Genomic DNA, 19,306 nt, shown 5'->3' on the forward strand with positions numbered 1-19,306 from the left:
GGTGGCAGTCAAGATCCGGCTGAAGAGGATGGGAGCGAAGAAGGCGCCGTTCTACAGGGTGGTCGTAGCGGATTCCCGCTCCCCGAGGGACGGGAGGTTCATTGAGGAGATCGGGTACTACAACCCGGCCGCCGAGCCCGCAGTATTGAACGTCAATGAGGAGAAGGCCCTGGAGTGGCTGAGTAAGGGCGCGCAGCCGTCGGACACGGTGAGGGGACTCCTCTCCAGGGTCGGCGTGATGAAGAGGCTGCACGAGGCCAGGACGGCGAAGAAGTAACACCGGGAGGCTTGCAGGATGAGGGATCTGGTCGAGGTTCTCACCAGGGCGCTCGTCGACCACCCAGAGCAGGTGGACGTGAAAGAGGTGGAGAGCGAGTCGTCCGTAGTGGTCGAGGTCAGGGTGGCTCCGGATGACGTGGGGAAGATAATCGGCAGACAGGGCCGCATAGCCAGGGCTATCCGGACTGTGGTGAAGGCCGTCGCCGCGCGGGACGGGAAAAGGGCCTCGGTGGAGATATTGTCGTGAACGTGGAAACCTCGAGCGACTGGCGGAGTATCACGGTGTCGAGGCCGGTTCAGATACGCGCGAAGGTTACCGAGGGGCTGAAGAAGCGCCTCGCCTCCGAACTGCAGGAGGCTCTCCGGCGGATCGACCTCGAGGTCCAGCAGATCGACCTCCAGGTGAAGAAGGCCTCGGCCGAGATCGAGAAGGGTGGCCCCCAGCAGGTACAGGGGCTGAAGCAGCACCTCGAGTTGGAGAGGCAGAAGCGGGTGGAGCGGAAGTCCGCCCTTCTCGAGAAGCTCAAAGAGATCGCCCGGCTCGAGACCGGGTCGGAGGTCGTCCAGGGGACGGTCGAGGGGTTCGCCACGGTTTCGGTCGGCGACCGCTGGGAGGACGTTGCCCAGGCGTCGATCGTCCTGGAGGACGGCGTCGTGGTGGAGATAAGGTGCAGGTAGGAACAGCAGCGGGAGAACTGATAGCGATCGGGTACGTGTTCGGAGCGCACGGTGTGATGGGCGACCTGAGAGTCGAGGCGCTGACGGACTTCCCGGAACGGTTTGAGCGCGGGGCCGGGGTGTGGGCGCAGCCCCGCGGGGACGGGGCGCCCCTGGCGAGGCACACCGTGGAGCGGGTGACGCGGGGAAAGCGCCACCTCCTCGTGAAGCTGTCAGGCGTCGATTCGAGGGCGGCGGCGCAGGCGCTCGCCGGTGGATACCTCAAGATCGGTCGCGACGAGCTCAGGCCGCTGCCCGAAGGGTCGTTCTATGTGTTCGAGATAATCGGCCTGGACGTTCTGACAGGGGACGGGCGGGCGCTGGGCCGCGTGTCGGACGTTCTCAAGACCGGAGCGAATGACGTCTATGTCGTGAAGCCTCCCCACGGGGGCAGGGACGTCCTGATCCCCGCCTTGAAGGCGGTGGTCAAGCGCGTAGACCTCGAGACGCGGACGATGATCGTGGAACTCCCCGAGGGGCTGGTCGAGGCGGGTGCGAAACAGGAATGAAGATCGACGTCCTCACGCTTTTCCCCGAGATGTTCTCTGGTCCGCTGGACGCGAGTATCATCAAGCGCGCGCGGGACAACGGGCTGGTGGATGTCCGGGTGACGAACATCCGGGAATACGCCCCGGGAAAGCACAAGGTCACCGACGACTACCCGTACGGGGGCGGCTCGGGGATGGTCATGAAGCCCGAGCCCGTGTACGCGGCGCTCGAGGCCGTGATCGGGAATCGGGACTGCAAGCCCTGGGTGGTACTGATGACCCCGCAGGGCGAGGTTTTCAACCAGTCCGTGGCGGAACGACTTTCGAGGCTGAGCTGGTTCGTGCTCGTCTGCGGGCACTACGAGGGCGTGGACGAGAGGATCAGGTACACGGTCGACCAGGAGATATCCATCGGCGACTACGTCCTCACAGGGGGTGAACTCCCCGCACTGGTCGTCATAGACGCAGTCTGCAGGCTCATCCGCGGGGTTCTGGGGGACGAGGAGTCCGCCCTCGCCGATTCGTTCGCGTCGGGCATCCTCGAGGGACCGCAGTATACGAGGCCGCGCGAGTTCCGCGGGATGCGCGTGCCGGACGTTCTCCTTTCGGGCGATCACGAGAAAGTGCGCAGGTGGAGACGGAAGGAGGCGCTCCGGCGTACCCTGGTACGGCGGAGGGACCTCGTGAGGCGCGAATTGCTCACCGCAGAGGACATTGAGTTGCTTGAAGAAATTGAATCCGAAATCGCATCGGGGGCCGACGAATAGGGGCGTGGGGCCGGTAGGGCTGGCAATTGTCAGCCAGGATCAGGCATGCTATAATAGGTCCGTTGATTTGCCGGAAACACGCGTCCGGTTATGGAGGGGTGGCTGGTTTCGATGAACGTGATCGAACTCCTGGAGCAACAACAGCTCAAGAAGGACGTTCCGGCTTTCCTGCCGGGCGATGTTGTCCGGGTGCACGTGAAGGTCGTTGAGGGTGGCCGCGAAAGGCTGCAGGCATTTGAGGGTACCGTAATCGGCAGATCGGGTTGCGGTGTTCGCGAGATGTTCACCGTTCGCCGGGTGTCGTACGGGGTAGGCGTGGAGCGCACGTTCCCGATTCATTCCCCGAGGATAGACAGGATAGAGCTCGTGCGCAGGGGCCGCGTCCGCCGCGCGAAGCTGTACTATCTCAGGGGACTGAGGGGAAAGGCCGCCAGGATCAAGGAAAGGGCGTAGATTCAAGAAGGGGCCGGTTCGGTCCCTTTTTTTGTTTTGTGCTCCAGTGCGATTGGGGCAGGGGTGGTGGTTCGAATGAACTACAAGAGGCTGTTTCGCGAGGCTCTCGAGGTAATCCTGACCGCGATGGTACTCGCCTATTTCGTGCAGGCGTTCGTTGTACAGTCGTGGATCGTGGACGGCCCGTCAATGGAGCCGACAGTGCACGATGCGGAGCGAGTCTTCCTCAGCAAGTTTGCCTACCGCATTGGAACGCCGCAACGTGGCGACGTGGTGGTGTTTCACCTTCCGAAGCGGGGAGACAAGGACTTCATCAAGCGTGTGATCGGCCTGCCGGGAGAGACGCTGGAAATCCGCCTCGGCAGGGTGTACATCAACCAGCAGCCCATTGACGAACCCTACGTCAGAAAGGACGTCCTGAGCGATCACCCGAAGGTGGTTATACCTGCCGGGCAGGTTTTCGTGATGGGAGATAACCGGCCGAACAGCCACGACAGCAGGGCGTTCGGCCCCGTGCCAATCAATCTGCTCCGCGGCAAGGCGCTTGTCGTGTACTGGCCGCTCGGCGACATCAGGGTTATCAGGTGAGGAGGTGTCCTCTTGGGCAGGCCGTGGTACCCCGGGCATATGGCGGCGGCTCTGCGCGCCGTCAGGGAGAACGCCAGGCTCGTCGACGTTGTCGTCGAGGTTGTCGACGCGCGCGGGCCGGAGACCAGCCGTGACCCGGCGCTCTCGCGCGTGATTGGCGACAAGCCGAGGGTAATAGGAATGGCCAGGGCGGATCTCGCGGACCCGCCCATCACGGACCGCTGGGTCAAGTGGTTCCGGTCTCAAGATGCGCTGGCATTCCCAGTGGACGCCCTCACTGGTGCGGGCGTCCGGGACCTCCTGCGCGGGTGCCGCGAGGCGCTCGGCGAACGCGAAGCGCGCCTCTCGCGCGGCGGGCGGCCGAGGCCGCTCAGGATAATGGTTGCCGGCGTCCCCAACGTGGGCAAATCCTCGCTTATCAACCGCATGACCTCTAGCGGCTCAGCGCGGACGGGGGCGGCCCCGGGTATCACTCGTGGCAAGCAGTGGATCCGCGCTGGAGAGGGCATCGAAGTGCTCGACCTGCCCGGGATACTCAAGCACAGGGAAACGGGGGCCGGCGCCCAGGTCAAGCTGGCGCTGATGGGTATTATCCCGGAAACCACGTATGACACCTATGAGATGGGGCTCGAGGCCGTCGCTCTGCTGGCCACGCTCCGTCCCGAGATGCTCACCGCGGTTGGTGTTGGAGACCCGGCCGCGCCGCCCGAACTCATCATTGACGAACTGGGGCGGAAGAGAGGATTCCTCATGAGGGGTGGCGAGGTTGACCGCGGGAAGGCGGCCCTGTGGATGATTAAACAGTTGCGCGACGGAAGGGCGGGGAGATTCAGCCTTGAAACCCCGTCGTGAACCTCTCGATGGAGGGGGGCGAGGGTCTTGCGTAGGTGGGGCCGTGGCGTCCGCCTGCGGAGAGCTCTCAGCCCGGGCGTGTGAGGCGATCATTGAGGCCGCGGCAGAGAGCGGTGACTGCTCGGGGCTGGAAAGTCTACTCGAGATGCTCCAGTCCCTCGATCGCGGTGGGAAAGGACGGGCGCACCTTTTGTGCAGGCGGGTCGAACGCGCGCTCGCGAGGATCGCGGAGGACAGGCGTCGGTACGAGGAGCGGTGGGCTTACGAAAGGCGCTGCTGGCAACAGGGATTCCGGGTGGTGTGCGGTGTCGACGAGGCGGGGCGTGGGCCGCTCGCGGGGCCGGTGGTCGCGGGGGCGGCAGTGCTGGAGCCTGGGACCTACATACAGGGCCTCGATGACTCCAAGAAACTCACGCCAGCCCAAAGGGAACGGATCTACGACCTTGTCGTGGCGAGGGCAGATGCAGTCTCGACTGGTATAGCGACAGTCGAGGAGATCGACACGCACAACATCTACCGCGCCACGATAATCGCGATGGTGCGGGCCTTGAAAGGCCTCAGCATTGCCCCCGACTACGTAATTACCGACGCCGTCAGGCTGCCTGGACTACCTACACCTCAGTTACCCGTTATCGACGGTGACGCGCTCTGCAATTGCGTGGCTGCCGCGTCCATACTGGCAAAGGTGACGCGCGACCGCATCATGGTGGACATCGACCGTGAATTCCCCGAATACGGTTTCTGCAGGCACAAGGGATACGCCACATCCGAACACCTCCAGGCGCTCGAGCGACTGGGGCCGTGCCCGCACCACCGGACGACGTTCCACTGGCGTAGCGAGCAGGGTACTCTGCCCGGGCTCGACAGCGTGCCGGGGCGTGGGACCGGCGAGGGAGCGGGCTTCGATTGAGCCGCCTCACGGGGATGGCCGGGGAAGACGTGGCGGTCGAGGAGCTCGAAAGGCGCGGGTATAAGATACTCCACCGCAACTGGCGCTGCAGGCTGGGGGAACTGGACATCATTGCCCTGGACGGGGCGACGCTGGTGTTCGTCGAGGTCAAGGCGCGGCGTTCGAGTGACTACGGGTTCCCCGCGGAGTTCGTCGATCACAGGAAGAGAATCAGGCTGGAGCGGCTTGCGCGCGCGTTTCTGACGGGCGCTGCCGGAGACCTCCGCGACCGCCCTTGCAGGTTCGACGTGGTTTCGGTCGTGATTGACGGCGGGCGGGTTTCGGCCGTGGATGTCATCGTGGATGCGTTCTAACGAATAGGCCCTCGTCCAGATCCAATCCGCGATCGATACCCTGAGGAGGGAAGGCAACATGTTCGAATCCAGGGACCTCCGTGTGGAGACGAAGGATTTACCCGAGCAACCCGTAGTGTCAGTCAGGAAGACGATACCAATCGGCGAGGTAGGGCGACTGTTCGGAGAGGTGGCCCGCAGGCTGCGCGGTCGCCCCGAGGGAGCGCCTTTTGCCATGTACCACAACCCTGACTTCGACCCGTCGGCTGTAGACGTGGAGGTCGCGTTCCCCGTCCAGAAGGGGGGCGACAGGGTTCTGCCGGCCGCGAAGGTGGCATCCGTCATGTACATCGGCGACTACGGCGGAGTGGGGAAGGCATACGAGGCGCTGTTCGCGTGGATGGAAGAGCAGGGTCTCAAGACCGCAGGACCCAGCCGCGAGATATACCTCGTCGGACCGCAGTCCAGCAAGGAACCGGCAGAGTACGTCACCGAGATACAGATCCCGATCACTCCCGCCTGAGCCGGAGTGCAGCCGGCGCCGCACTGGGCAGGTTCCACCGCCGCGGGCGACCCCGCTTCAGGCGAGCTCTCTCTAACGGAACCTGCTGATCGAGCCGATATTTCTGTTATATCGAACTCTTCAATGGGGGGAGGGCTCTTCGTGTCCACACCCGAACTCCAGTCGGCAGCGGAACGGGTGGCCGAATTCGTCCGGGACCTCATTTCAGGAGGCAGGGACCTCACTCGCAGGCTCGAAACCAGGTGCACAGACCCCGCAATGGTGCTGATAGAGCGAGCGGTCAATGATATCGCAGGATCCTTTCGCGAGACTCTCCTCGCTTTGCATTCCGAAATCAGCCGTGCCTCTCACCTCGAAGCGATGAACCTGATGAGTCTCACCCAGATATCGTCGGCCGTCAGGGCGCAGAGCGAGCAGGTCGGACTGCTCTCGAAGATGGTGTCGGAGCTGTCGGACGCCGTCAAGGAAGTGGCATCCTCGGCCGCCAACTCCGCGGCGATGGCTTCGCAACTCAACCAGACGGTGGAGACCGGCCTCGGCGTGATCGGCGGCGCCATCTCCTCCATACAGTCGGTGATGGGCCTCGCCGAGGATGCTTCCAGAGGTGTGAAGGGCCTATCCGAGAGGACGGCGCGCACGGATGAGGTCATCGAGGTAATCGATTCGGTTGCACGGCAGACGCAGCTCCTGTCCATCAACGCGTCCATCGAGGCGGCGCACGCCGGCGACCGCGGGCGCGGGTTCGCGGTGGTCGCCTCGGAAGTACGCAACCTCGCGGACCGGACGGCGAGGTCCACGAAGGAGATATCCGCGCTCGTCGAGCAGATAAGGAAGTGGATGACGGACACTGAGGTGGCCATGTCCGGTTTCTCAGGTGGGATATCTGAGGGCGCTTCCAGGGCGGAAGCGGCTCGCGAATCCCTCGGGTCGATCCAGAGCCTCTCAAGAACGGCATCCACGACCGCCGACCGCCTGGCGGCGCTTGCGGAAGAACAGGCCGCCACGGCTGCGAACCTCGAAGAAGGGGTGAGGCAGCTCTCCTCTGGCGCCGAGAAAGCCGCCGTCGCACTTGGGAAGTCGAGCGAGCTGAGGCTGTCAGGCGTGACGGAGTCGGCGCAGGCGATAATCGGAAGTTACCGCGTGGGCAGCCGGTTTGACGAGATCCGCGAGCTCATGAACGAGTTCGCGGAGCGCGCCGAAGCGGTGGTCGAACGGGCGATGCGTGAAGGCCGGCTGACTGCTGCGGACGTGTTCGACACCAACTACGTCGAGGTGAAGGGGGCACTCATCGCGAACCTGGCTGACCTGTTCGATGTCAGGCGGGTTCCACGAGAAGGCTTCAACCCCCCAAAATACACGACCAGGTATGACAGGAAAGTAGACAGGCAGCTGATAGCGTTAATCGACGAATACGCTGCCGCGGACCCCGGCATTGCGTACCTCGCGGTCACGGACATCAACGGGTTTAGCATAGCCGTCGCGAGCAACGCCGCCCGCGATTGGACGGGAGACCCGGCGAAAGACCTGGCGGGCAACAGGCTCAAGCGCATGTTTGAGGACCCTGTGGGTCTGAAGGCCGCCCGAGTCGGGCTGCGCGGGGCCGAGAAGGTCAGGCCGCGAGCCCATCGCTCGGAGTTCACGGCCGCGGGAATCGACCTCTCGAAGCCGGGCGGAGGCAGGGAGTTCCTGCTTCAGACATACGCTAGGGACACTGGCGAGGTTTTGAAGGACCTCGTGGTCCCCATATATGCGGCGGGGCAGAGGTGGGCTGTAGTCCGCTGTGGATACAGCGTGGCCGTCTAGAAGCGACCCGCCGGCGCCGCGAAGGCGCGTCAGATGCCCAGTTTGGCCGCGAAAAGAGGCAGCAGGAGATTATCCACGGGGGCGTGGTCGTCCGTTAGGACCAGGCCCTTGTTCTTTGGCTCTCGTGGGTTCACCGCGAAATCGACGTCTTCTGGGGCAGTCCACTTGTCAACCGGGAGCGGGGATGCAGACGCCAGCACGAGGTGGGGGCTCCTGACCCCGTGTGCGGCCGACGCGCTGCCGGCGACTATCCAGATGTGTGGGAACACCTGCGACAGCGTGGTGGTGAAAGCGTCGAGGAAGCCACCGCCGGCCGTGTCTATGATGTTCGCCACGTACACCCCGTTGTCGGAGAGGTGGGCCCTCAGGAGACCGGCGAACTCCTTCGTGGTCAGATGGTACGGGACCGACAGGTCGTTGAATGCGTCACCGAATATCAGGTCGTACTTCTTGCCCGGCGGAAGGTTGTTTACCGCGGTCCGCCCGTCTTCGTTAAGGGACACGATTTTCGTCGGATTAACAATGAACTGCGAGAGGGCGATCTTCGTAACCTCGGGGTCGATCTCGACCACCTCGACGGCCCCCTTGGGGTAGCGGCGTTCGACCCAGTAAGGGAGCGTGTACCCCCCACCCCCCACAAACAGAGCGCGCACGTTTTCGGGCGCCCAGTTCCTGATGACCCAGGCGGACACCCGTTCGTACTCGTACCAGAGGAAGTCGGGGTTGTCAGGGTTGGCCGCCGAGTGGATGAGGTTGTCCAGTATGAGCTGCTTCACGATACCGCCTACCGGATGAACGCTGGTCGCGATCTTTATCCGGTAGTAAGCTGACTCGATTACGTTGCCATCCCGCACGAACCGGTTGAGGCCCGCGAGGCTTCCCACCGCAACCGCCGCGACAAGAACCAGCGCTACAGCCCTCTCTCGGCGGGATTTCCACGTCATGGCGAGGACGCCCAGGAACAGCAGCCCCCCGGAAACCCCCAGCACGATGGCCCTGGTGCCGAATGCCGGGATCAACCAGAACCCCGTGGCGAACGTCCCCGCGATACTGCCGAGGGATCCCGAGGCCGCGAGGCGCCCGACGGTGCTCCCTGTCCTCGCGGGGTCGTTCAGGCAGATCCGGTACAGGACGGGGGAAACGAGGCCTATCGCAAAGCAGGGTATGCCGAATACCGCGAGGATAGGCAGGGCCACCCTCAGGAGCGGCGCCTTCAGGAACGGGATGGCCAGGTGAAGGGCGGGGAGGATGGGGACGATGAGTGCCACGGCGATCCCCGAGACCACCAGTATCGGGCCCAGTATCTGGCGCGGATCACGCCGGTCGGCGAGCCAGCCGCCGGCGAAGCTCCCGGCGCTCATGCCCGCGAGGACGGCGCCGATTACGCTGGTCCACGTATACAAGGAAACCCCCAGCACGGGGGCTACCAGCCTGCTTGCCACGAGCTCGAGTGTCATGGTAAAACCGCCGCAGAGGAACGCCATCAGGTAATAAGCCAGCAAGTGCCATTCACCTCGTCTACGCCTGTGCGGTAATGCAGACGTATTTCGTCCACCCGGCCCGCATCCCTTCCGGCGTTGCGGCGCCGGTTGACCCACCGGCAGGAATAATATGGATCATGGAGAACACACCCGTGGGTGAGGGCGTCGGGCGCTGGCGTGAAGGGAGGCGTTCCGGCGCTCTTGGTCGTCAAGGTGAGGTCCGCGGGGGTCCGCGGTGTTGACGGATACATAGTGGAGGTCGAGGTGGACGTCGCCAACGGCCTGCCATGCTTCACGATAGTCGGCTTGCCGGATGCGGCGGTTCGCGAAGCGGCCGAGCGCGTCAGGTCGGCCGTGAAGAACTCGGGGTTCGAATTCCCCTGCAAACGGATAACGGTAAACCTCGCGCCGGCCCACACGCGCAAGGAAGGCCCTGGCTTCGACCTGCCCATAGCCCTGGGGATACTTGCGGCCTCGGGGCAACTCCGGCGCGGTGGCGCGTTGGACGACTATGTCGCCATGGGGCAGCTGTCGTTGGACGGCTCGGTCGGGGCGGTGGCAGGGGTGCTTGCGGGGGCGCTGGCCGCGCGCGACGCGGGGCTGAAGGGGGTCATAGTCCCCGCGGGGAACGCGGGCGAGGCGGCCTGCGTAGGGGGTATAGACGTCATTCCGGCGGTATCGCTCGCGTGGCTGAGCGGCGGCTCCCGAGATTCCTGCGGCAGGCGCATCCCACCGCCATGTGGGCCTGCCCCTCCGGACCCCGCACCCGACAGTGAGGACCTCGCCGATGTGGCCGGGCAGGACCATGCGAAGCGGGCCATGGAGATCGCGGCCGCCGGAGGGCACAACGTGTTGCTGGTAGGGCCCCCTGGGACAGGTAAGACCATGCTGGCGCGCCGGCTCCGCTGGATCATGCCACCGCTGACAGGGGAAGAGTCCCTGGAGGTTACGAGGACATACAGCGTGTGCGGCCTGCTGAAGTGCCCGGACGGCCTGATGAGGGAAAGGCCTTTCAGGGCTCCTCACCACACCATATCTCAGGCGGCTCTAATCGGAGGGGGCTCGGGCGAACCCAGGCCGGGTGAGGTGTCGCTGGCGCATCGCGGGGTGCTGTTCCTTGACGAAGCGGCCGAGTTCAGGCGCGACACGCTGGAGGCGTTGAGGCAGCCGCTCGAGGACGGTTTCGTGCGGGTGGTCCGCTCAGGAGGGGCCGTCACATTCCCCGCGTCTTTCTTGCTCGTTCTCGCCACCAATCCCTGCCCGTGCGGGTTCCTCGGGGACCGCAGCCGGCCCTGCGAGTGCCCGCCTGCGCGGCTGGCGGCCTACCGTTCGAGGCTGTCCGGTCCGCTCATGGACAGAATCGACCTGCACGTGGAGATGAGGCGTGAGCCGTTCCCCCCGACCGGCGGCGAGCCGGCCGGGGGCGGAGCCCAGGGCGGCGGGCGCGGGGATCGAGGTGGGTGGTCTTCCGGAGAGGTCCGTGGGCGGGTGCTGCGCGCGCGCGAGTTGGCAGCCGCCAGGCTGGCCGGGGCCGGGCTTGACTGCAATGGCAGGATGGAGCGCCGGCACCTGCGGAGGCACGTAAGGCTCGGCTCCGGCGCGAGGGAATTCCTCCGCGAGGTGTTCGAAAGTCTCGACCTGAGCATGAGGGCGTACGACAGGATCCTCAAGGTGTCGCGGACCATCGCGGACCTGGCGGGATCGGAAGAGGTTGCCGTCGAGCACGTCGCTGAGGCCGTGCAGTACAGGGTCACCGGCGGGCGGGGAGTCCAGGGGTTGTAGTATCGCCGCCCGCGCGGCACACCTCTTGCATGGGTGTCGGGTGGGGCCCCAGGGCAGGCGGCCGCCGCGCCGCTGAAGGCGAGCCTGGCGCGGCCCCAGTGGCCACGCAGAGCGTCGCCCGGGCGTGGTTAGCCGTGCCCGGAAGCGGGCGGTTTGCCCGCGGACGAGACAATTGACAGCGGATCCGGCCGGGTGCTAAGCTTGGATAGTGCGTCCCAGCGTGGGCGCGTTACTGGTCCGTAACTGCGCGAATGCACGGCGAAAGGCGGGTATGTGATGAGGATAATCGTATGCATCAAGCAAGTCCCCGATACGACGGAGGTCAAGATAGACCCCGAAACGGGGACGCTCGTGCGCGAGGGAGTGCCAAGCATCATCAACCCATTCGACACGTACGCCCTGGAGGAGGGCATCCATACGCGCGAGCAGCTGGGCGGCACGGTTACGGTGGTCAGCATGGGGCCGCCCCAGGCGCGGGACGCGCTCAGGGACGCTGTCGCGATGGGCGCGGACGACGCGGTACTTCTCTCAGACAAACGATTCGCCGGAGCGGACACTCTGGCGACTGCGTACACGCTGGCCAGGGCCATTAAACAGTTAGGCGGCGCCGATCTGATACTCTGTGGAAAACAGGCGATAGACGGCGATACCGCTCAGGTCGGCCCGGGTGTAGCTGAAGAACTGGACATCCCGCACGTCACCTACGTCAAGAAAGTGGTCGCCTTCGACGGCGGCAGGGTAAGGGTGGAGCGTATGGTGGAGGGCGGAGTGGAGGTCGTTGAATCCACGATGCCCGTACTGCTGACAGTCATGAAGGATATCAACCAGCCCCGTCTTCCCACGCTGAAAGGCATCATGCGCGCCAAGCGCACGGAGATCAAGGTGTGGGGACTCGAGGACATCGGTGCGGACGAGGAGAGGACCGGTCTCAAGGGGTCCCCGACCGAGGTCGTCAGGGTATTCACCCCCGAGCTCCGGAAACAGGGGCAGGTACTCGAGGCCCCTGTGGAGGAGCAGGTCAAGGTGCTCGTTTCGAGGCTGCGCGACGTCAGGTGTGGATGAGGGGGAATCTGAGTGGGCGAGATCAGGATACTTGCTGAAGTATGTACACAGTGCGGCGCGTGCGTGAGCGCGTGTCCGTTTGGGGCCATAGAAATACGGGAGGACGGCCCTCCCAGGATAACCGAGGCGTGCACGCTGTGTGGCGCCTGTGTGACCGCGTGCCCGGTGGAAGCCATCGAGAAGATTGCCGAGGAGGGAGGCCTCCGCGGCGGTGCGGCCCAGGAGTCGAGCGGCGTCTGGGTTTTCGCGGAGCAGCGAAACGGTGAAATCGCAGGCGTCGTGTTCGAACTACTGGGTGAAGGCCGCAAGCTCGCAGGGGCGCGAGGGCAGAAGCTCGCGGCGGTGCTGTTGGGCAGCGGGGTGTCGGGGTGCGCCAGGGACCTCGTGGCGCACGGCGCCGACGCGGTGTACGTTGCCGACGACCCGTGCCTCAAGGATTTCAGGGATGAACCGTACGCCCTGGTGATGGAGAGCATGGTCAACCAGTATAAGCCGGAGATCGTGTTGTTCGGGGCGACGTCCACCGGAAGGTCGCTGGCGCCCAGGCTGGCTGGCAAGCTCAGGACCGGCCTCACGGCCGACTGCACGGGGCTGACCATCGACGAGGAAACCGGCCTCCTGAAACAGACCCGGCCCGCGTTCGGCGGGAACATCATGGCCACGATTCTGTGCCGCAGGACGAGGCCGCAAATGGCCACGGTAAGGCCACGCGTTATGAAACGCGCGGTGGCGGACCCACACAGGGCTGGGGAGACCATACAGTTCAAGGTGGATTCCGCTTCGATTAAGCCCCGGACGAGCGTGCTCGAGTTCGTCGAGGAAGTCACCGAGACCGTCAAGATCGAGGATGCGGACATCATCGTGTCGGGCGGCAGAGGCCTCGGGGAGGCGAAGAACTTCGCCCTGATCGAGGAACTGGCCAAGGCCCTGAAGGCGGCTGTGGGGGCGTCCCGGGCGGCGGTTGACTCGGGATGGATACCGTATTCGCACCAGGTGGGGCAGACCGGTAAGACCGTTTGCCCGAAGATATACGTGGCGGTCGGCATATCCGGCGCCATTCAGCACCTGGCGGGAATGCAGGGGTCGGAGATGATCATTGCGATCAACAAGAACCCCGACGCGCCGATATTCAAGGTGGCCAACCTTGGCATCGTGGGCGACCTGTTCGAGGTCGTGCCGGCGCTGACGAAGGAGATGAAGAAGGCGTCGGGCCAATCGTGATGCGCTGAGAATCCGAGCCTGCCCGTGTTTTATGGAGCAGGACTTACCTCTTTACCCATTGCGAACCATGAGTCGGGTTGTCCATAACGGCTGAGCCATAGTATGCTAGTTATGTCAAGCCGTGACACACCTGTACTCCATGAGCTGGAGGTCCGCGATGGGTTTCGTTTTGTCGACTCGGGTGAGAGCCCCGCGTGTTACCGCGGTCACCCTCTTATCGATTTCGTTAGTCCTCGCGGGCTGGGCAGCCGCGGGCCGGACGGGCGCCGGTGGCCCCACAGGCCGCGCAGCGGCAGCGCCGTCTCAGAAGGGGGCGGCAACCGCCAGTATCTACACCGTGAAGCCAGGGGACTCCCTGTACTCGATATCCCGGAAGTTCAACATGACCGTCGCTCATCTCAAATCGGCCAACGGGCTCAAGAGCACCTTACTCAAGGTGGGCCAGCGCCTGGTAGTAGGGAAGGCCGCCGCCGGCGTCGCGGGGGGTTACGACCTTCGCCTACTGCACCGGCTTGAGCGGGGGGAAACGCTTGAGGCCGTGGCGATGAGATACGGGACCCCCATGCAGGCCATAATCGAGGCGAACGGCGGAAAAGCCCCCGCTGCGGGAACGATCGCCGTCATTCCGTATCCCAGTCTCCCCGTCCGGCCAATCTCGAGGCAGCCACGGCTCCCGTCACATTTGGTCGCCGGATACTACGTGAAGTCCTCCGCCAGCGATTCCCTGGCGTTTTCCTCGGTCAAGGAGTACGGGCAGGCGCTCGACTTGCTCATATTCGCGTCACATCGCATCAGACCCGATGGCTCCGTCGATGGGACCCTGTATGACGACCAGCGTGAGGCGGCGCGCCAGGGCGGTGGAAGGTTCCTGATCATGTTCACGAATCTGAACGGCGGCCGGTTCGACCGCAACCTGGTGCATCTCATCTTGAGAAGCCCGGAACTGAGGAAAAAGGCGGTCGACGGAATCCTCGAAGTCGTCGAGCGGGAAAAGGCGGCAGGGGCGGACATCGACTTCGAGAACGTACCCCCCGAAGACAGGCGTTACTTCTCCCAGTTCATGCGCGAACTGGCCGACGCGCTTCACCCGGTGGGGTACATGGTGACAGCATCGGTGCCCGCCAAACTCAAGGAAAACCCGTCCCAGGGCTGGTCCGGAGCGTTCGACTACCCGCTGCTGGCGAGCATCTGCGACCTCGTTTTCGTGATGGCTTACGACCAACACTATGCCACCGGGGCAGCCGGCCCGGTCGCTGGTATTGACTGGGTGCGGGCTGTCTGCGAATATGCCACCACGGCGGTGCCGGCCGACAAGCTCGTGCTCGGCGTGCCCTCTTACGGATACGACTGGAGGATCGGCCGCCGTGGAGCCAGGGCCGTGCCGGCGTTCAGGGCGCTCGAGATGGCATCCGCACATGGGGTCCAGGTGAGCAGGGACGCCACCGGCCTGGTGCCATTCTTCTACTACAAGGACGGCCGCATCAAGCGCGTCGTCTACTTTGAAGATGCGGCGAGCCTGGCCCACAAAATGGAACTCGTAAGGAATCTCGGGCTTCGAGGGATCGTGTTCTGGCGCCTCGGGTACGAGGATCCCCGGGTGTGGGAGGTCGTGAGCCCCGAGGCATCGTGACCGGGAGATCGTGACCCGCGATGGAAGGAAGCGATGGCCCCGTGGTAGAAACGATCCAGCCGTGTCGAGATCTCATCCGGTCCAACACGGGGCCGTTCAACCGGCGGCCGCCGGCGCCGCCGGCGCGGAGGACGCCCCATACTGGTTGTCTCTTGGCAGGGCGGCAGGGATAGGCCCACGTCGCTTCGTCCGCCTCGTAGAATTCTTTGGCTCGCCCCAGGCCGTATTGGGCCGTACCGCGGCCGAAGTGTCCAGGGCTGCGTGCGTGCCCCTGGATGTTGCAGCAGGCGTCCTGCGGAGCGTTCCCGGCATAGAAGAGGACCTGCAGGTCCAGGCGATGGCGAGGGCCGGAGCGCGCCTCGTCACGTACCTTTCCACGGAGTATCCCCCACTACTCAGAAACATCCACGATTTCCCGCCGTTTCTGTTTGTGCGCGGAATGACCCTTTCGAGTCTCGGTGCGCCGGCGCGCGGCCAAGACAGGACGCCCTGGGTCGCGGTCGTCGGTAGTCGCAAGGCCACGCCGTACGGAAGGTCCATGGCTGCCGCGCTGGCCCGGGATCTCTCATTGAGCGGCGTGGTGGTCGTCAGCGGGATGGCCGCGGGCATAGATTCCTGCGCGCATCGTGGGGCTCTCGACGGCGGGGGCCCGACCGTGGCCGTGCTCGGAACCGGTGTGGACGTGCCGTACCCAAGGGCAAACGCCGCTCTCCTTGAGAGCATCATCCACAGCGGCGCGGTGGTATCCGAATACCCCATGGGGTCGCAGCCCGAACCGTGGCGCTTTCCCGCGCGCAACAGGATTATCAGTGGTATGTGCGAGGCCACCGTCGTGGTCGAGGCCGGGGAATCGAGCGGCGCGCTCATCACCGCGGACTTCGCACTGGAACAGGGGCGGGAGGTACTGGCGGTTCCGGGGCCGGCGGGGGCGGCGATGAGCCGCGGCACCAACGGGCTCATCAGGAGTGGAGCAGGGCTGGTTGAGACCGCTGCGGACGTCCTGGAGCCGCTTGGTCTGGAGACATCCGGCGGGGGAACCGGGCGGGGGACCGGTTGCGGCGCCCAACCTTCCGTCGAGGAAGGCGCGGTGATGGAGGCCCTTCGCGAAGGACCCATGTCGGTCGGTGAAGTAGCGCAGAGCACGGGGATGGACCTGCCTGGTGTCATGGGCAGTCTTACGAAGCTGGAGATCATGGGGCTTGTGTGCAGGCTGCCGGGAGGGGTATACTGCAGGCGGCGCTAGGTAGAATACGAGCGGACGGAATCCAAGCCGGAGGGGTGTCACGCATCGGGATGACCAAACCGTTAATCATCGTGGAGTCGCCGGCCAAGGCGAAGACCATACAGGGCTTCCTGGGGAAGCGATTCACCGTAAAGGCCTCGATGGGCCACGTCAGGGACCTTCCAAGGAGCCAGTTCGGTGTGGATGTCGATAATGGGTTCGAGCCGAAGTACATCGCGATCCGGGGTAAGGGCGATGTAATCAAGGACCTGCGTGAAGGGGCCAAAAAGGCTTCGAAGGTGTACCTCGCCACCGACCCTGACCGCGAGGGTGAAGCCATATCGTGGCATCTCGCCCACATACTCGGGCTCGGAGAAAGCGACTCGAACAGGCTCGAGTTCCACGAGATTACGCGGGACGTCGTCCAGCAAGCCGTCAAGCAGCCTCGTTCTATAAACATGAACCTCGTCAACGCGCAGCAGGCGAGGAGAATACTCGACAGGCTCGTCGGCTACAAGCTCAGCCCGCTATTGTGGCGCAAGGTTGGGCCGGGACTGAGCGCCGGGAGGGTGCAGTCGGTCGCCGTCAGGCTCATCTGCGACAGGGAGAACGAGATCGAGCGGTTCGTCTCGGAGGAATACTGGACACTCGTTGCTGCGCTGGTCAAAGATGGAGGGGCTGGCGAGGCATTCACCGCGAGGTACTACGGCGCGCGGGGCGAGAAGCGGGACCTCAAGACCGGTGACGAGGTCCGTGACCTCATCGGCGAGCTGAAGGCCCGCGAGTATGTGGTTTCGTCCGTCAAGAAGAAGGAAAGGCGGCGCATACAACCGCTGCCGTTCACAACGAGCACGATGCAGCAGGAGGCCGGCAGGAAACTCGGGTTCACTGTGCGGAGGACCATGCGCGCCGCCCAGCAGCTCTACGAGGGGCTTTCGCTCGGTTCCGCGGGAACGGTGGGACTCGTGACCTACATAAGGACCGACTCCACCAGGGTCAGTGAAGCCGCGCGAGGCGAAGCGCTTTCGTACGTCCAGTCGAAGTTCGGGCCCGAATACAGGGGCTTCGTGCGTAAGGAGCCCGGCGATAAGCCGTTCGTCCAGGGAGCGCACGAGTGCATAAGGCCGACTTCGGTGTTCAGGGATCCCGAGTCGGTCAAGCAGTTCCTCACAGCCGACCAGTACAGGCTGTACCGGCTGGTTTGGGAGAGGTTCCTCGCCAGCCAGATGGCGCCGGCCGTGTATGACACTGTTACGGCCGACATAGCGGCGGGGGAGCACCTGTTCAAGGCGAGCGGCTCGGCCCTGAAGTTCGCGGGATTCACGAGAGTGTACGTCGAGGGAAAAGACGACGAAGAGAAAAACGGCGAAGAGGCGCTCCCGGAACTCGCGGAGGGCGAGCGCCTGCGGCTTCAGGGGCTGAAAGGAAAACAACATTTCACGCAACCGCCGTCCAGGTATACGGAGGCCATGCTCGTCAAGGCCCTAGAGGAGAAGGGCATTGGGCGTCCGAGCACGTATGCGCCGACGATTGAGACGATCCAGGACCGGGAGTATGTGAACAAGGAGCAGGGCCGGTTCAAGCCGACCGCGCTCGGGAGGATCGTTGTCGACCTTCTCAGGGAGCACTTCCCCAACATAATCGACGTCGAATTCACTGCGGCCATGGAGCAGGACCTCGATGGTGTGGAGTCGGGCAACCGCGGGTGGCTGAACGTGGTCCAGGAGTTCTACACCCCCTTCTCGTCAATGCTCGAGGCGGCCGATACGAGGATCGAGCGCGTCGAGCGGCCCGACGAGCCCACGGATGTTGTGTGCAACCAGTGCGGCAGGCAAATGGTAATCAAGCGTGGCCGCTTCGGGAGATTCCTGGCATGTCCCGGCTTCCCGGAATGCCGGAACACCAAGCCGATCACCGAGCCGGCCGGCGTCAATTGCCCGGAGTGCGGGCGTGAGGTCGTGGTCAGGAAATCGAAGAAGGGGAGGAAATTCTACGGTTGTAGCGGGTACCCCGGCTGCAAGTTCGTATCATGGGACAAGCCGCTACGTGAAAATTGCCCCAATTGTGGAGCTTTTCTTGTGGAGAAGAGGACAAGGGAACGAGGCCTCGAATACCGTTGTTCCAGGGAGGGTTGCGGTTATGTAACCCGGCCCCCCAGGAAGGGCTCGCGAAAGGCTCCTCCGGAGGAGGTTGCCGGACAGGCTGCCCCAGTCGGGGTGGAGATATCCGGCTGAACTGCAGCGATGGGTAATGGTCCGCACCGTGAAAGGGGCAGAAGCCGACTTGGCGGAAAATCTCGTTGAAGAATTCCTCACGTATCTCGTCGCCGAGAAGAAGGCGTCGCCGAAGACCCTCGAGAGTTACAGCCGCGACATTTCACAGTTCTTGGGTTTTCTGGACCGGCTTGGCCGGGGCATCGAGAGACCCGAGGAGATAGATTACCTCGTCATCCGCGGCTTCGTCTCCCACCTGTCGGGGCAGGGCTATTCCAGGAGGTCCATCGCGAGAAAACAGGCATGCCTGCGCACGTTCTTCAAGTACCTTTGTAGGGAAGACCGGATCTCCAGCAATCCCGCCAAAGAGGTGGCAACCCCGAAGCTGGAGAAGAAGCTGCCTCACTTTCTTGACGAAGCGGAGGTCCGGGCGCTCATCGAGCAGCCTGACTCCTCCACGGTCCTGGGCGCTCGAGACAGGGCGATACTGGACCTCCTGTACGCGGCGGGGCTACGGGTTAGTGAACTCGTTTCGCTGAGCGCAGGGGATATCGATTACTCGGTGGGGTACGTGGTGGTAATGGGAAAGGGACGCAAGGAGCGATTCGTGCCGGTCGGCTCCGAGGCTATCGCATCTCTCGGACGATACCTCGAGTCGTCTCGCCCCGCGCTGGCCGCGAACTCCCGGAAACCGGGCAGGGCGCTGTTCCTGAGCAAGCGCGGCACGCGGCTGACGACGAGGAGCGTCATGCGCCTCGTAGACAAGTACGTGAAGATGCTCGCGATCAGGAAGCACGTCAGCCCCCACACACTGCGGCATTCGTTCGCCACACACCTGCTCGCCGGGGGCGCCGACCTGCGCTCTGTCCAGGAGATGCTTGGTCACGCGAGCATATCCACCACGCAGATCTACACGCACATCACGAGGAAGAAGATGAAAGAGGTGTACGACAAGGCGCACCCGCGGGCGTAGCGCCGGCGGG

General features: G+C 64.1%; 20 protein-coding genes. 19 read left to right on the forward strand and 1 reads right to left on the reverse strand.

Annotated features, from left to right (window positions below):
- Position 1: 1 nt before the first annotated feature.
- The 12 genes from rpsP to HPY55_11345 all read left to right on the forward strand — a co-directional run bounded on the left by rpsP (position 2) and on the right by HPY55_11345 (position 7,712).
- The gene (rpsP, locus tag HPY55_11290; protein NPV71206.1) at positions 2-277 is read left to right on the forward strand and encodes a 30S ribosomal protein S16; all 276 of its coding nucleotides are present in this window, start codon (positions 2-4) and stop codon (positions 275-277) included.
- Positions 278-295: 18 nt separating this feature from the next.
- Positions 296-526 carry a KH domain-containing protein gene (locus tag HPY55_11295; GenBank protein NPV71207.1) on the forward strand — a complete coding sequence of 77 codons (231 nt, stop codon included), beginning with the start codon at positions 296-298 and terminating at the stop codon, positions 524-526.
- Positions 523-957, forward strand: a complete 435-nt coding sequence (locus HPY55_11300; GenBank protein NPV71208.1) for a hypothetical protein — start codon at positions 523-525, stop codon at positions 955-957. Before HPY55_11295 ends, HPY55_11300 begins: the two co-directional genes overlap by 4 nt.
- A 56-nt stretch (positions 958-1,013) precedes the next feature.
- Positions 1,014-1,505 (forward strand): 16S rRNA processing protein RimM, encoded by a 492-nt coding sequence (rimM, locus tag HPY55_11305; GenBank protein ID NPV71209.1) that lies wholly within the window; start codon positions 1,014-1,016, stop codon positions 1,503-1,505.
- Positions 1,502-2,251: a tRNA (guanosine(37)-N1)-methyltransferase TrmD gene (trmD, locus tag HPY55_11310; protein NPV71210.1), complete on the forward strand. Its 750-nt coding sequence runs from the start codon at positions 1,502-1,504 to the stop codon at positions 2,249-2,251. Before rimM ends, trmD begins: the two co-directional genes overlap by 4 nt.
- Positions 2,252-2,362: 111 nt before the next feature.
- A complete protein-coding gene (gene rplS, locus HPY55_11315; GenBank protein ID NPV71211.1) occupies positions 2,363-2,704 on the forward strand; it encodes a 50S ribosomal protein L19 in 342 nt (113 codons plus the stop codon).
- Between the two features lie 75 nt (positions 2,705-2,779).
- Positions 2,780-3,292 (forward strand): signal peptidase I, encoded by a 513-nt coding sequence (lepB, locus tag HPY55_11320; GenBank protein NPV71212.1) that lies wholly within the window; start codon positions 2,780-2,782, stop codon positions 3,290-3,292.
- 12 nt (positions 3,293-3,304) lie between these two features.
- Complete coding sequence (ylqF, locus tag HPY55_11325; protein NPV71213.1) at positions 3,305-4,144, forward strand: ribosome biogenesis GTPase YlqF; 840 nt, start codon at positions 3,305-3,307, stop codon at positions 4,142-4,144.
- 43 nt (positions 4,145-4,187) lie between these two features.
- Positions 4,188-5,054, forward strand: coding sequence for a ribonuclease HII (locus HPY55_11330; GenBank protein ID NPV71214.1), 867 nt, complete (start codon positions 4,188-4,190; stop codon positions 5,052-5,054).
- 14 nt (positions 5,055-5,068) lie between these two features.
- On the forward strand, positions 5,069-5,407 hold the full coding sequence (locus tag HPY55_11335; protein NPV71215.1) for a YraN family protein: 339 nt from the start codon (positions 5,069-5,071) through the stop codon (positions 5,405-5,407).
- A gap of 58 nt (positions 5,408-5,465) precedes the next feature.
- On the forward strand, positions 5,466-5,909 hold the full coding sequence (locus HPY55_11340; protein ID NPV71216.1) for a GyrI-like domain-containing protein: 444 nt from the start codon (positions 5,466-5,468) through the stop codon (positions 5,907-5,909).
- Between the two features lie 141 nt (positions 5,910-6,050).
- On the forward strand, positions 6,051-7,712 hold the full coding sequence (locus HPY55_11345) for a hypothetical protein (protein ID NPV71217.1): 1,662 nt from the start codon (positions 6,051-6,053) through the stop codon (positions 7,710-7,712).
- Positions 7,713-7,741: 29 nt separating this feature from the next.
- Here the strand turns inward: HPY55_11345 and HPY55_11350 are convergent, their stop codons facing one another.
- Positions 7,742-9,214, reverse strand: a complete 1,473-nt coding sequence (locus HPY55_11350; GenBank protein ID NPV71218.1) for a fused MFS/spermidine synthase — start codon at positions 9,212-9,214, stop codon at positions 7,742-7,744.
- Positions 9,215-9,394: 180 nt separating this feature from the next.
- Here HPY55_11350 and HPY55_11355 point away from each other — a divergent pair, with 180 nt between their 5' ends.
- The 7 genes from HPY55_11355 (at position 9,395) to xerD (ending at position 19,296) form a co-directional block, all read left to right on the forward strand.
- Complete coding sequence (locus HPY55_11355) at positions 9,395-10,975, forward strand: YifB family Mg chelatase-like AAA ATPase (GenBank protein ID NPV71219.1); 1,581 nt, start codon at positions 9,395-9,397, stop codon at positions 10,973-10,975.
- 276 nt (positions 10,976-11,251) lie between these two features.
- Positions 11,252-12,037 (forward strand): electron transfer flavoprotein subunit beta/FixA family protein, encoded by a 786-nt coding sequence (locus HPY55_11360; GenBank protein ID NPV71220.1) that lies wholly within the window; start codon positions 11,252-11,254, stop codon positions 12,035-12,037.
- Between the two features lie 12 nt (positions 12,038-12,049).
- Positions 12,050-13,258, forward strand: a complete 1,209-nt coding sequence (locus tag HPY55_11365; GenBank protein ID NPV71221.1) for an electron transfer flavoprotein subunit alpha — start codon at positions 12,050-12,052, stop codon at positions 13,256-13,258.
- A gap of 157 nt (positions 13,259-13,415) precedes the next feature.
- Positions 13,416-14,888 carry a LysM peptidoglycan-binding domain-containing protein gene (locus tag HPY55_11370; GenBank protein NPV71222.1) on the forward strand — a complete coding sequence of 491 codons (1,473 nt, stop codon included), beginning with the start codon at positions 13,416-13,418 and terminating at the stop codon, positions 14,886-14,888.
- Between the two features lie 145 nt (positions 14,889-15,033).
- Positions 15,034-16,131 carry a DNA-protecting protein DprA gene (gene dprA, locus HPY55_11375; GenBank protein ID NPV71223.1) on the forward strand — a complete coding sequence of 366 codons (1,098 nt, stop codon included), beginning with the start codon at positions 15,034-15,036 and terminating at the stop codon, positions 16,129-16,131.
- 50 nt (positions 16,132-16,181) lie between these two features.
- Positions 16,182-18,344, forward strand: a complete 2,163-nt coding sequence (gene topA / locus HPY55_11380; protein ID NPV71224.1) for a type I DNA topoisomerase — start codon at positions 16,182-16,184, stop codon at positions 18,342-18,344.
- A gap of 16 nt (positions 18,345-18,360) precedes the next feature.
- On the forward strand, positions 18,361-19,296 hold the full coding sequence (gene xerD / locus HPY55_11385; protein NPV71225.1) for a site-specific tyrosine recombinase XerD: 936 nt from the start codon (positions 18,361-18,363) through the stop codon (positions 19,294-19,296).
- Positions 19,297-19,306 lie beyond the last annotated feature (10 nt).

Source organism: Bacillota bacterium (assembly GCA_013178305.1).
Classification (GTDB): domain Bacteria; phylum Bacillota; class Sulfobacillia; order JABLXB01; family JABLXB01; genus JABLXB01.